10 protein-coding genes and 2 pseudogenes are annotated in these 12,534 nt (G+C 65.6%); 5 read left to right on the forward strand and 7 right to left on the reverse strand.

What is annotated here, in order from left to right; genetic code table 11:
• Positions 1-47: 47 nt before the first annotated feature.
• Complete coding sequence (locus Q9G87_RS52705; protein WP_305924256.1) at positions 48-542, reverse strand: MarR family winged helix-turn-helix transcriptional regulator; 495 nt, start codon at positions 540-542, stop codon at positions 48-50.
• A 351-nt stretch (positions 543-893) separates the two neighbouring features.
• Between Q9G87_RS52705 and Q9G87_RS52710 the strand changes: the two genes are divergently transcribed.
• Together Q9G87_RS52710 and Q9G87_RS52715 are read left to right on the forward strand one after the other, a co-directional pair.
• On the forward strand, positions 894-1,181 hold the full coding sequence (locus tag Q9G87_RS52710; protein ID WP_305924257.1) for a type II toxin-antitoxin system Phd/YefM family antitoxin: 288 nt from the start codon (positions 894-896) through the stop codon (positions 1,179-1,181).
• A complete protein-coding gene (locus Q9G87_RS52715; protein WP_305924258.1) occupies positions 1,178-1,450 on the forward strand; it encodes a type II toxin-antitoxin system RelE family toxin in 273 nt (90 codons plus the stop codon). Before Q9G87_RS52710 ends, Q9G87_RS52715 begins: the two co-directional genes overlap by 4 nt.
• A 288-nt stretch (positions 1,451-1,738) precedes the next feature.
• On the opposite strand, the gene Q9G87_RS52720 is transcribed toward Q9G87_RS52715, so the two are convergent.
• A complete protein-coding gene (locus Q9G87_RS52720) occupies positions 1,739-2,122 on the reverse strand; it encodes a PfkB family carbohydrate kinase (protein WP_305924259.1) in 384 nt (127 codons plus the stop codon).
• A 131-nt stretch (positions 2,123-2,253) separates the two neighbouring features.
• Here Q9G87_RS52720 and Q9G87_RS52725 point away from each other — a divergent pair.
• Positions 2,254-2,435, forward strand: a pseudogene (locus Q9G87_RS52725) (transposase family protein); the annotation flags it as partial.
• Positions 2,436-2,543: 108 nt separating this feature from the next.
• Here the strand turns inward: Q9G87_RS52725 and Q9G87_RS52730 are convergent.
• Both Q9G87_RS52730 and Q9G87_RS52735 read right to left on the reverse strand, forming a co-directional pair.
• Complete coding sequence (locus Q9G87_RS52730; RefSeq protein ID WP_305924260.1) at positions 2,544-3,578, reverse strand: FG-GAP repeat domain-containing protein; 1,035 nt, start codon at positions 3,576-3,578, stop codon at positions 2,544-2,546.
• Between the two features lie 541 nt (positions 3,579-4,119).
• Complete coding sequence (locus tag Q9G87_RS52735) at positions 4,120-5,535, reverse strand: FG-GAP repeat domain-containing protein (protein ID WP_305924261.1); 1,416 nt, start codon at positions 5,533-5,535, stop codon at positions 4,120-4,122.
• A 381-nt stretch (positions 5,536-5,916) separates the two neighbouring features.
• On the opposite strand from Q9G87_RS52735, the gene Q9G87_RS52740 reads away from it, so the two are divergent.
• Positions 5,917-9,636, forward strand: coding sequence for an nSTAND1 domain-containing NTPase (locus Q9G87_RS52740; protein WP_305924262.1), 3,720 nt, complete (start codon positions 5,917-5,919; stop codon positions 9,634-9,636).
• A gap of 423 nt (positions 9,637-10,059) precedes the next feature.
• On the opposite strand, the pseudogene Q9G87_RS52745 reads toward Q9G87_RS52740, so the two are convergent.
• Both Q9G87_RS52745 and Q9G87_RS52750 read right to left on the reverse strand, forming a co-directional pair.
• Positions 10,060-10,239: pseudogene (locus Q9G87_RS52745) on the reverse strand (ISL3 family transposase); the annotation flags it as partial.
• A gap of 239 nt (positions 10,240-10,478) precedes the next feature.
• Positions 10,479-10,847 carry a VOC family protein gene (locus Q9G87_RS52750; RefSeq protein WP_153262873.1) on the reverse strand — a complete coding sequence of 123 codons (369 nt, stop codon included), beginning with the start codon at positions 10,845-10,847 and terminating at the stop codon, positions 10,479-10,481.
• Positions 10,848-10,910: 63 nt separating this feature from the next.
• Between Q9G87_RS52750 and Q9G87_RS52755 the strand changes: the two genes are divergently transcribed.
• The gene (locus Q9G87_RS52755) at positions 10,911-11,369 is read left to right on the forward strand and encodes a MarR family winged helix-turn-helix transcriptional regulator (protein WP_138720978.1); all 459 of its coding nucleotides are present in this window, start codon (positions 10,911-10,913) and stop codon (positions 11,367-11,369) included.
• A 170-nt stretch (positions 11,370-11,539) separates the two neighbouring features.
• Here Q9G87_RS52755 and Q9G87_RS52760 read toward each other — a convergent pair whose 3' ends face one another.
• Entirely contained in the window at positions 11,540-12,403 is an 864-nt protein-coding gene (locus Q9G87_RS52760; RefSeq protein ID WP_305924263.1) for a carbohydrate kinase family protein, read from the reverse strand.
• Positions 12,404-12,534: the final 131 nt, after the last annotated feature.

Consider the following 12,534-nt stretch of genomic DNA (forward strand, 5'->3'; position numbering starts at 1 on the left):
GGCGAGCTTACGTGACTTGTGTCACACAGAAGGACATCGCGCCGGATTCAGCGCATCCGTGGCAGCATGTCTCGCGCCGTATGGCTGAGGATCCGCAGATCCTCGGCGAAGCGCTCGCGATGGGCGGGGGGAAGCGGCTCCAGGAAGTACCGCTTGATGTTCTCCACGTGTACCCGCGCGACCCGCACCGCCACCTCCTCTCCTCGCCGCGTGAGCCGCACCAGCCGCCCTCGCCGGTCATGGGGATCGTCGGCCCGCTCCACCAGGCCGGCCGCCTCCATCCGGTCCACGAGCCGCGTCGCACCTCCCGTGGTGAGCACTTGTTCCTGTCCGAGGGCTCGCATCGACAGTCCCGGCGCACCGGCCCGGCCGAGGATCAGCAGCACCTCGAACATCAGATGGCTGATCCCGAACTCCTCCTCGATCGCCCGCCCCAGGATGTACTCCAGCCGGTTGGCCGCCCCCTGCAGCCGTCCGAAAGCCAGAATCAGCTCGTCGTCCGCCGCCTCCTTCGCCGTCGAGATCTCCGCCTCGGCATCCACCGCACCGCCACCCCTTCTGCTTCGTACGAGAAATACGCTTCATCGATCATGTCGACCCGAAGGATGGAAGCGTCTCGTAACAGTGAACCGGCTGCGGCATGTCGCGGTTGCATGACTTACGGACTGGCGGGGCTTCGCCGCCACCCCGGGGGCGCCACTTCGATCGCATCGCCCGGCCGGGGCCGCAGGCGCAAGCCCTCGGCTCACGAAGGTCACTTGATCTTTCTGTCCGGTTCCTTCGGCGTCTTCGAGCTCAGCGAGTTCCAGCGCCTCGTGGCTCCCGCTCGCCTTGAAATGGACGAGTAGCCGGATCTATGGCCGATATTCAAGCTAGCGAGATACCATTGTCGTATGGAGCTCATTCCTATCAGTGAAGCGAAGGACCGGCTGACCGAGCTGGCCGATCGGGCTGCCCGGGAGCACGATCACTTCACTCTCACCCGCAACGGGCGGCCCCACGCCGTCATTGTTTCCATGGCCGAGTGGGAGTCCCTGCAGGAGACCCTGGAGATCCTCGCCGACCCGGAGACACGCGCCGACTTGGTCGAGGCCGCCGCTGCCGAGGAGAGCGGCGACGTGACCACAGAGGAGGAGATGGCCGCCATCATGGCGGCGCGCCTTGGTAAGGCGAGCGCGTGAGTGACCGCTACACGATCCTCCTAGCCCCGCCCGCTCGGCGCGCGCTCACCTCGGGCTTGCCCGAGACTGTGGCGGCCGCGGCCTGGGAGTTGATCAGCGGCGCGATCGCGCGTGAGCCGTGGCGCGTCGGCAAGCCCCTGCAAGAGCCGTACGAAGGACTACATGTCGCCCGGCGCGGGACTTATCGCGTCGTCTACCGCATCGACGAGGATAAGCGCACTGTCACGATTCAAACGATCAAACACCGTCGAGACGCCTACCGCCCGTAACGAGCGGGAAGAGCGGTCGTCGGCGAGAGTGAGCCGAGGACGCGGACGTAGAAGTCTGCGAAGGCATCGGGGCCTTCGGCGAACGCTTTAATCCGGAGCGCTGCTGGCAAGGGCCTCCATGCCGCCCGGGCGATCCAGATCAAACGCCGCCACATCGACCACAAGACCGGCTACACCGCCATCGTCACGATCTACACCGTGGCCAGCCTCTCACCCGGACGGATCACCCACGCCCAGATCGCCGCGCTGATCCGCGGCCACTGGAACACAGACCCCGGCGGCCTTCAGCTACTCGGTCTTACTACATGAGAACGCTTCGGCCCTGACCTCTGCTCTGATCTGGGCAAGACTCTCCAGGAGCCGATCGCCGTCGACACCGAACTGTGTCACCTTGGCCGTGGCCGCACACACTGCATATTGGAGAGCCGTGACGGCGTCTACCGCAGCCAGACGTAGCGCCAGAAACACCCCGGCCAGGATCTCACCGGCGTGAGTAGTGTCGACCGCGGTCACCCGGCATGTGGCAACAGGACAAGCCTGGCCATCCTCAACGTACGACGCTCCCCGGGGCCCATGCTTGACGACGATCGGAACGTCGGGAAGAGGGCCTGCGCCGAAGAGGATCTGACGTTCCTCATCGTTCATGAATGCCAGGTCGCTTTCGGCGGCCACGGCCCGAGATCTCTCAGGGTCGAGCTTGGCATAAAGCTCGAATGCGTCTACCGATATGGTGCGGCTGGCCCGGGAGCCCTCTTAGGAACTCCAGCCATTGAAGCTGCTGGCTCGGAGGTGCCGTGCATATGCCCGAGTCCCAGAAACAGGCCAACCGCTCACACGCAAAACGTCGCGGGCCCGGAGAACGTGCGAACGCCCAGTTGAAGAGCTGGAAGATCCTCCCAAGCTACGCTGCTGTCCTTCCAAGGCCGGCCACCTGTGCAAGGCCATCGCCGTCCTTCAAAACCACCGCGTCACCCAGGTCGCGTGAGGATGAAATCGGTTCAGTGTGCGCACCACGTTGCCGAAGACGGTTCCTCCTGTCGCCGAGTGGGGCGGCTGGCTCTCACTGAGCGAGAACCAGCCGCTGGGATGTGGGTCACAAGGCCATGAGCTTGAAGCCGGCCTTGTCTATGTAACGGCCCGCCCAGAAGGTGCCGTCGCCCTTGCCGGGGTACCAGTACAGGTCGTTGCTGCCGTCATAGACGGCGAGGATGTCTCGTTTGCCGTCCCCGTTGAGGTCGGCGAGTTCCATGTGCCGGAATCCGGCTTGGCTGAGATAGCGGGCGGACCAGTATGTGCCATCGCCCTTTCCGGGGTACCAGTGAAGGCCGTGGCTACCGTCATATACGGCTAGCAGGTCGGGCGCGCCGTCGCCGTTCAGGTCTCCGACTGCCATGTTCTTGAATCCGGCTTGGTCGATATAGCGAGCAGACCAGAATGTGCCATCGCCCTTGCCTGGGTACCAGTAGAGGCCGTTACTGCCTTCGTAGATCGCGACCATGTCGAGTTTGCCGTCGCGGTTGACATCGGCGAGTTCCATGTGCCGGAATCCGGCTTGGTCGATATAGCGAGCAGACCAGAATGTGCCATCGCCCTTGCCTGGGTACCAGTAGAGGCCGTTACTGCCTTCGTAGATCGCGACCAGGTCGGACTTGCCGTCGCCATTAAGATCGCCCTTGGCCATGAGTTTGAAGCCCGCCTGGGACCAGTACCTGGCTGACCAGAAGGTGCCGTCTCCTTTGCCTGGGTACCAATACAGGCCGTTGTCCGAGTCATAGATCGCCAGTAGGTCGGACTTGCCGTCGCCGTTCAGATCCGCCTGGTTCCTTGGCGAGGGAGTCACTGGAGGAGGCGGCGGGGCGGGCACCGGAGGTTGGGGCGGGTTCGGTCCGTCCACATCCAGGCAGGTGACCTCGTTTAGATAGACGCCCTGGTTCGACGCGAAGTCGATCCACATGGGATGTAACGGATCGCTGTTCGTCCTGGTACCGCTGTACAGGTAGCGATCGTTGCCGGGGATGTCGTCCCGCCCAGTCGTCGTGAATTTGACCGTGCACGGCCACGGAACACCGAACTGGTCGATGTCCCTTCGGTCGTTGTCGTAGCCCCCGACGGTCTGGCCTGGCGACACGTAACCGGTATTCCACGTGGAACTGCTGTCGGAGTCCTTCCACCGGAACTCGAACGTCCTGTTCGTCCGATTGATGAGGACACCACACCCGATAAGCGCGTCTTCTATCCAAGTACACGCTCCCGCGTGCGCCGGCGAACTCACCGCCACAAGCCCCGATATCCCGAGCGTAATCACAAGAGCGCGAGCCACTAATCTTCTTTTCACGTAATTTCCTCCCGAACGACTTGATCCGGCATGCTACGAATTCATGCCCCTTCATCTGTTGATCTTTCTGAATAATTGCAGGAATTGGAGCTGGCGTGTGCGCTGGTCAGACTCACGCCATCTCGCTGGAACGGTCTGATCATTGGTGCGCTGGCTATCCGTCGTCAGCCTCGCGTTCACCCCGGTGTGCGGTCCTACAGCCGTGCAAGCAGGTGAAACACCAGGTCAAGCCGACTTCGATGGACTGGTCGGGACCCACGGTGGTCCCAGCGCGGCTCATCAACGCCGCAGGGCGTCTTCTCGCGAGAAGGACGCCCTGCGAAATGCCATTTGGTCAGCCGATGTTTGCGAAGGTCATCAGCTTGAAGTGTGCGATGTCCATGTACCTGGCCGACCAGAACGTCCCATCGCCCTTGCCGGGGTACCAATGGAGCGTGTCGTCGTTGTACAGGCCGATCATGTCGGCCTTGCCGTCGCTGTTGATGTCTTGGAAGTCCATGAGCTTGAAGTTGGCGGTGCCGAGGTCGCGTGCGGACCAGAAGGTGCCGTCGCCCTTGCCGGGGTACCAGTGGAGGGTGTTGTCGTTGTAGATGGCGATCATGTCGGCTTTGCCATCGGAGTTGATGTCTTGGAAGTCCATGAGCTTGAAGTTGGCGGTGCCGAGGTCGCGTGCGGACGAGAACGTGCCGTCGCCCTTGCCGGGGTACCAGTGGAGGGTGTTGTCGTTGTACAGGCCGATCATGTCGGCCTTGCCGTCGCTGTTGATGTCCTTGAAGGACATGAGCTTGAAGTTGGCGGTGCCGAGGTCGCGTGCGGACCAGAAGGTGCTGTCGCCTTTCCCGGGGTACCAGTGGAGGGTGTTGTCGTTGTAGATGGCGATCATGTCGGCTTTGCCATCGGAGTTGATGTCTTGGAAGTCCATCAGCTTGAAGTTGGCGGTGCCGAGGTCGCGTGCGGACCAGAAGGTGCTGTCGCCCTTGCCGGGGTACCAGTGGAGGGTGTTGTCGTTGTACAGGCCGATCATGTCGGCCTGGCCGTTCTGCGGCGACGATCCGGAGCCACTGCCGGCGTTGGTGGTGGCCGCGAGGTACGACGCCAGGCAGGTCTCGCCCCACCGGCAGGCTTTCACCGTGTAGCTGTACGTCGTGGACGAGGCGAGCGATGCGTCCCGGTAGAGCGCGCCCTGCGTCACGCCGACCTCGGTGCCGCCGCGGTAGACACGGTAGTAGGTTCCCCCTTGGACGTCCCAGGCCAGGGTGATCGTGTTTGAGGTCTTGTCGTAGACCCGGAGGTTCTGCGGGGCCGTCAGCGGGTCGGACACGGGCGGCGGGATCTGGCGGGGGCAGGTGATCGACTCCACGATAATGTACTCGTCGTCATGGAACCGATGCCACCAGCCGTTGTTGTAGGTGTAGTCGTAACTGAAAGGGGTGACGTCCGTGTAGAAGATCCCGCTCATCTTGTAGCCGGACGTGATGCAGCCGGCGCGAGCGAGAAATCCGTCCTTGTCCTTTCCGACGCCTCCAGGAGCGACGCTGGTCGGCTTCCCACTGCACCCTTCCGGCCAGGTGTCCCCCCGAATCGGATCGTCGGTGCTGCTGCACCAGTCGTCGACCACGGTGACATAGCCCGACGCGTTGTTGTAGACGTTGCAGAACGGATCAGGGATGACGCAGCCGCCCGCGGCGGCCGGTGTCGCAGGTGTCAGCGCGATGAGGAAACCTGATGCGACGATCGCGAGTGCGGCCATGCACGCATTGATGCGTCTCGCGATGTGATTGCCCATCTCCCGTCTTCTTCCGGGTCGAACTGCATGATCACGCTTTGAGAGGCTGGCGATCTCATCGGCCATGCCGTCCCCCGCGCTGCTTTCAGGCCTTACCGATCTGCTCATCTCAGCGTCCTTCGCTGTCATTGGAACCCGGCCGGCTATAAGACCCCGACGCGACTGTTGCGCTCGACCTCAGGCGTGTGAATGGCACCGCTGCGGCTCACCGTCGCCCTGCTCTTCGTTGGTTCACGTGCTGCCTTCCTGCGCCTGTGTCAGTGGTCTACCGCATGTTAGGTTTGCCCCGACTTGTTCAACCCCAGGTCGAGCACTGAACAAACAACTCAGCGAGGCAGGGCGGAGATGGGCAGGCCTGAGCGGGCTCTGGACCCGACCGCTGGACCGGTGCAGCGACTCGCGCACGAACTCCGCGGTTTGCGCGACTCTGCCGGGCGGCCCAGTTACCGGACGATGGCCAAGGCCGCTCACTACTCGGTGACGGCTCTGGCCGAGGCCGCAGGCGGTGAGCGCCTGCCGAGCCTGGCGGTCACGCTGGCCTATGTCGCCGCGTGCGGTGGTGACCGTGCGGTGTGGGAGAAACGCTGGCGCGAAGCCGAGGCCGAACTCGCGGGCAGCAGCGTCGGGGGCGACTTCGCCGCGCCCTATCTCGGGCTCGCCGCGTATGGGCCGGAGGACGTGGACCGCTACTTCGGCCGGGAGCGGCTCGTCGAGCACGTGGTGCATCGGGTCACCGGGACGCCCGTCGTTGCGGTGTTCGGCGCGTCCGGCAGCGGGAAGTCTTCGCTGATCCGCGCCGGGCTCCTGCCGGCTTCACGGTCGCACCCGGCGTTCTCCGGGCACGAGTGGTCGTGGATTCTCCTGACCCCGACCCGGTCGCCGATGCAGGAGCTGGCCTACGCCGTGGCCGGTTGGGGCGGGCGCGAACCCGACTGCGGCGAACCCGGCTGGCTCGATCGAACGCTTCGGCTCGCCGATCCCAGCGGCGACAAGCGTGTCCTGCTGGTGGTCGACCAGTTCGAGGAGTTGTTCACCTTGTGCCCCGACCCCGCCGAGCGGGCGGGGTTCATCGACGAACTTCTAGACGCAGCGCTCGGCGCGGAGCGGGTGGCCACCGTTGTGCTGGGGATCCGCGCCGACTTCTACGGCCACTGCGCGACGCATCCCGGCCTGGCAGAAGTGCTTGGTCAGGGCGCCCAAGTGCTCGTCGGGCCGATGACCAAAGACGAGCTCCGGTCGGCCATCACGCAGCCCGCGCTGCGCGCCGGGCTGACCGTCGAGCGGGACCTCATCGCGACGCTGCTGGCCGACATCGCCAGCGAGCCCGGTGGTCTTCCGCTGCTGTCCCACGCCCTGCTCGAAACGTGGCGCCGCCGGCGCGGCAACATGCTGACGCAAACCGGATACCACGCTTCCGGTGGTGCGCACGGGGCACTGGCACAGACCGCCGAGCGTACCTACGCCGACTTCGACGACGAGGAGAGAGACGCGGCTCGTCGGGTGTTCCTGCGGTTGACGGCTCTTGGCGATGGCACCGAGGACACTCGGCGGCGGGCCGCGCACGCCGAGCTGGCCACGGTTGCGGATCAGGCGATCGTGGCCGGGGTGCTGAACCGGCTGGCGACGGCCCGGCTGGTGGTGATCGGCGAGGAGAGTGTGGAGGTCGCGCATGAGGCGCTCATTCGCGCCTGGCCGCGCCTGCGGCGCTGGCTCACCGACGACCGCGACGGGCTGGTGCTGCACCGCCGGCTCACCGACGCGACACAGGTCTGGCAGTCCGCAGACCGCGATCCCGACCTGCTCTACCGTGCCGCTCAGCTCGATCAGGTGACGGCGTGGGCTGATCTGCCGGACCACGCCGCGGCGCTCAACGCCGACGAACGGGAGTTTCTTGACGAGGCGATCCGGTTGCGGGACAAGCAGATCCGGGCGCGCAAGCGGCGAGCCTTGCGGATCCGGGTCGTCACCGCGGTGGTGGTGGCGCTGCTGGCCGCCGCGACGGTGATCACCGTGATTCAGCGCAACGACGCCCGCGAGGCGCACCGGGGGGCGGTCGCGCGCCAGCTCGTCGCCGAGGCGACGGCGCTGCGCGAGGTCGATCCGCTGCGTGCGGCCCAGCTCAGCCTGGCCTCGTGGCGGATCGCACCGGACCTCCCGGCCACCCGCAACAGCCTGATCAGCACCCAAGCGGTGGCGCTGCCCACCAGGATTCCCGGCCACAGCGGCGAGGTTCGCGATGTGGCGTTCAGCCCGGACGGCCAGGTCATGGCCACCGCAGCGGACAAGGGCACCGTCCGGATGTGGGACGCCGCGACCCACGAGCCGCTGGGCCCGCCGCTCACCGGCCACACCGACATGGTGAACGGCGCGGCGTTCAGCCCGGACGGGTCGATGCTCGTGACCGCTTCCACCGATCAGACGCTGCGGTTGTGGGACGTCACTGGACGCCGAGGGGTCGGCAAGCCGCTCACCGGTCACACAGGAGTCGTCACCGGTGTCGCGTTCAGCCCGGACGGGCGCCTGGTGGTGAGCGGCAGCGCCGACGGCACGCTGCGGGTCTGGAACGCCGCGACCCGACTCGCCGTGGGCAAGCCGCTGACCGGGCACGAAGGTCCGATCACAGCGGTCGCGATCAGCCCCGACGGCTCTATGGTCGCCAGCTGCGGCAACGACAAGACGGTGCGGCTGTGGGACCTCGCCACCCGGAGACCGATCGGCCGCCCCCTGACCGGGCACACCAGCGTCACCTACGGCGTGGCATTCAGCCCGGACGGACGGCTCCTGGCGTCGACCAGCGGCGACAAGTCGGTGCGGCTGTGGGACGTCGCGACCAGGGCACCGGTAGGCGACCCGTTGAGCGGGCACACCAACGTCACCTACGGCGTGGCATTCAGCCCGGACGGCCGGACCCTCGCCAGCAGCGGCTGGGACAAGACAGTCCGATTGTGGGATGTAGCCACCCGGCGGCCGCTCGGTACCCCGCTCACCGGCTCGACGAGCAGTGTGTTCAACATCTCCTTCAGCCCCGACGGTTCGGCGCTCGGCGGCGGCGACTCCGACGGCTCCATACTGATCTGGCGGCTGCGGACAACCCTTCTGCCCGGGCACACCGACGCGGTCTACGCCGTTGCGTTCAGCCCCGGCGGCGTCGTGGGCACCGCCTCCGACGACCGGACTGTGCGCCTGTGGGGGGTCTCAGACAACCAGCCGCTCGGCGCTCCGCTCACCGGGCATACCGCCGAGGTCCGCGCGATGGCATTCGGCCCGCGAGGCAAGCTCCTGGTGACCGGTAGCTGGGATGGAACGCTTCGCCTGTGGGACACAGCGAGCCGCAAGCAGCTCGGTGCTCCGCTCACCGGTCACACCGGCTGGGTCCGTGGAGTCGCGATCAGCCCCGACGGAGCCCTGATCGCCACCGCCGGCATGGACAGCACCGTCCGGCTGTGGGACGCGGCGGCACGCAAACAGGTCGGTACCCCACTGGCCGGCCACACCAACTCGGTCACCGGTGTCGCATTCAGCCCCGACGGGCGTATCCTCGCCACCGCCGCCCACGACACGACCGTGCGGCTGTGGGACGTGGCGACCCGAAGCCCGCTCGGCGAGCCGCTGACCGGCCACGCCAGTGTGGTGCGCGACGTCGCGTTCAGCCCGGACGGTGCGACGCTCGCAAGCGTCGGCGATGACAAGACCGTCCGCCTCTGGGACGTCAAGAGCCGCACGCAAATCGCCGTCCTGACCGGACACACCGCCGAGGTCCTCAAAGTGGCCTTCAGTCCAGACGGACACGAACTGGCCAGTACGGGCCTGGACAAGACAGTCCACCTGTGGGACATCCGAAGCCGCTCAGCCACAGTGACCTTCACCGCGAGCACCGGCCTGGCTGGCGTGGCCTACGTCCCGGGCGGACTGCTGACCGGCGGTGTGACGGGTAACGTCCTGCGCTGGACCACAAATGTGGAGCACGCCGCGGCATACGTCTGCACCGCGACCAAAGCCGACCTCACCGACGAAGAATGGCGAAGACACGTCCCGTCCTGGCCGAACCAGCCCCTGTGTCACTGAACCTCAAGGCCGCGCCCCGGAGCGGGGTCTCGGGGGCGGAGCCCCTGAGCCCTGGCGGGGTTCCCGGGGGTTACCCCCAGGTCAAGGACAACGATGGCCGATCCGGGCGGGAGCCGGGCGTGCGCGGCGAAACACCGCCGGGGCGGCCGTGCGTTTCCCGGTGGCGCCGGTGACCATCGGCGATCTTCCCGCCTCGACCGTCTCTTGTTCCGCCGCCTCCTGGAGGGGCATTCCCCTGGTGGACCGCGCAAGGGGCCCAGCTCGCCGTCGCCGACGACAACGGCGCCGCGACCGTGACGGTGGACGTGGACTCCAGCCTGTCCAACATGCTGTCCGGCTCAGCGCCAGGTTCAGCGTCGAACCAGGCGGCATCAGGATCCTGGACAAGGAGCTCCACACGCGGCTCACCTGGCCCGCCCGTGCTGGGCGGGAAAACGACCCGCAGCGCCGGCACCACTGGTCAGGTCCAACGACACGGCAGGCGAGGACGGCACGGTCGGGGTCGAGTCGTTGGCCGGTGACCTCGAGTCCGAGTTCGTCGAGTCGGCAGAAGGCGGTCAGATCAGCGCAGGCGAAGCCCGCGCCGACGGTCGCGTCGGGCACGTCGAGGTCTTCCGGATGGGCGGCGTAGGAACCTCTATCCTTGGGAGACCTCGACCTCTATCCGGCCCTCGAGGCACCGAACCATGACCGCCCGGCCTCGACGTCACACTCCGTCCGCCCCAAGTGTGAAGAGCCGGAAAAGTGATCACCCTGGGTGAACAAACGTCGCCTGGATTCTCGAGCCTCGGGCGCAACCTCGGTCTTTGGGGGCCGGTGATCCTCCGGTGGCGTTTGGCCTGTCAGGCGCGATCGTGGAGAGTGATCTGGTAGCCGTCGGGGTCGGCGAAGGTGAATGTCCGACCGAAGGGGCCGTCGATCGGTGCGGAGACGATGGTGTGACCGTCGGCGACCAGAGCATCGTGAATGGCTTGGACGTCTGTGGCGTGGAGCCAGATCGCGGCACCGATGCCGGGCTGAGCAGCGGATGCGAGATCGGTGCCGGGAACGATGTCGCGGAGTGCGAACGCGATCGGCTTCGTCTCGAAGACGACGGCGTGCGGAGGTCCGGTCTGCGAGCGGACGAGGCCGAGGTACTGCTCGTAGAACGCCTGCGAAGCGTCGAGGTCGCGCGCTTGGAGCGAGATGAAGTCGGGGCCGGTGGCGGGCATGATGATGCTCCTTCTCTCCGTGTCAGTTTTCTGACATGGGCCAATCTATGTCAGAATGCTGACATGAGTCAAAACGGTGTCGGCGTCGACCTGGAGACGTCACTGGGCTACCTGCTGAAAGAGGCGTCGAGCGCCCTCCGTGCAGCTATGGAGGAGGTGCTGCGGCCGCTCGGGATGAGCGTGACGCACTACTCCTGCCTCGAGCTGCTGGCTCAACGACCGGGCTTGTCGAACTCCGAGCTCGCGCGGGGCGCGTTCGTGACCCGGCAGACGATGAACGTGCTGCTCCAGGCCCTGGAACGAGACGGCTACGTGACCAGGCCTGCGGAGGCACCCGTCGGGAAGGTTCTTCCCACACGGCTCACGCCTCGCGGCCGACGGAGCCTCGAGAAGGCGACCGTAGCGGTCCGGTCCGTCGAGGTCAGAATGCTGGCCGGCATGACCGAGACCGAGCAGTCAGACGCGTTCCGGATCCTGCGGAGCATGATCCATTCTCTGCGCGATGGCAACGACGGTGCATAGCTCGTTCCCCGGCGCACGTCTCGTCGCGCTCGGATAGGAGTGCAGCCGACCACAAGGCCACCATCGTCACGATCTACACCGTGGCCCGCCTGTCACCGGGACGGATCACCCACGCCCAGATCGCCGCGCTGATCCGCGGCCACAGGAACACAGACCCCGGCGGCCTTCAGCTACTCGGTCTTACTACATGAGAACGCTTCGGCCCTGACCTCTGCTCTGATCTGGGCAAGGCTCTCCAGGAGTCGATCGCCGTCGACACCGAACTGTGTCACCTTGGCCGTGGCCGCACGCACTGCATGTTGGAGAGCCGTAACAGCGTCTACCGCAGCCAGACGCAGCGCCAGGAACACCCCGGCCAGGATCTCACCGGCGTGAGTAGTGTCGACCGCGGTCACCCGGCATGTGGCAACAGGACAAACCTGGCCGTCCTCAACGTACGAGGCTCCCCGGGGCCCATGCTTGACGATGATCGGAACGTCGGGAAGAGGGCCTGCGCCGAAGAGGATCTGACGTTCCTCATCGTTCATGAATGCCAGGTCGCTTTCGGCGATCACGGCCCGAGATCTCTCTGGGTCGAGCTTGGCATAAAGCTCGAATGCGTCTACCGATATGGTGCGCCGGCCCGGGAGCCCTCTTAGGAACTCCAGCCATTGAAGCTGCTGGCTCGGAGGTGCCGTACATATGTGAGCATGTCTGGCATTCTGGTATTCCATGGGAAAGCTGGAAAGAGTGACCTGCGACGCAACTCCCAGATCTGCATCAACTGATCTGCGTCCATCGGCATACTGAATGATCCGGAATCGCGCAGAAGGCCCATTCAGGAGCGCAACGCCACGAGTGTCGATTCCCAGCTTCCGCAACGGCTCCAGGTCATAGTCGAGACCGAGCGCTGAGACGAGTCCGACCTGCTCAGGGGCAAGGAGCGTGGCACCGCGGGCGCTTCCGTAGCCGGCGCCACCCGGACTCAGTTTTCTGCCGTGAGGAGAGGTTTCGTCATTGGTGCCGACATGGCCTACGATCAAAAGGTCAACCACGGAGCCTCATTTCATCGGCCTGAAGCGCAAACCCAGCCTATCAGACAGATTGTTTCGGGCAAGCCATAAGGATGATTGCGGGCATACATATCAGCAAGTTTAGGGCATGCTATGGCATAGTCGGCTAATCT

This window comes from Nonomuraea turcica, assembly GCF_030718205.1.
In the GTDB taxonomy this organism is placed as follows: Bacteria; Actinomycetota; Actinomycetes; order Streptosporangiales; family Streptosporangiaceae; genus Nonomuraea.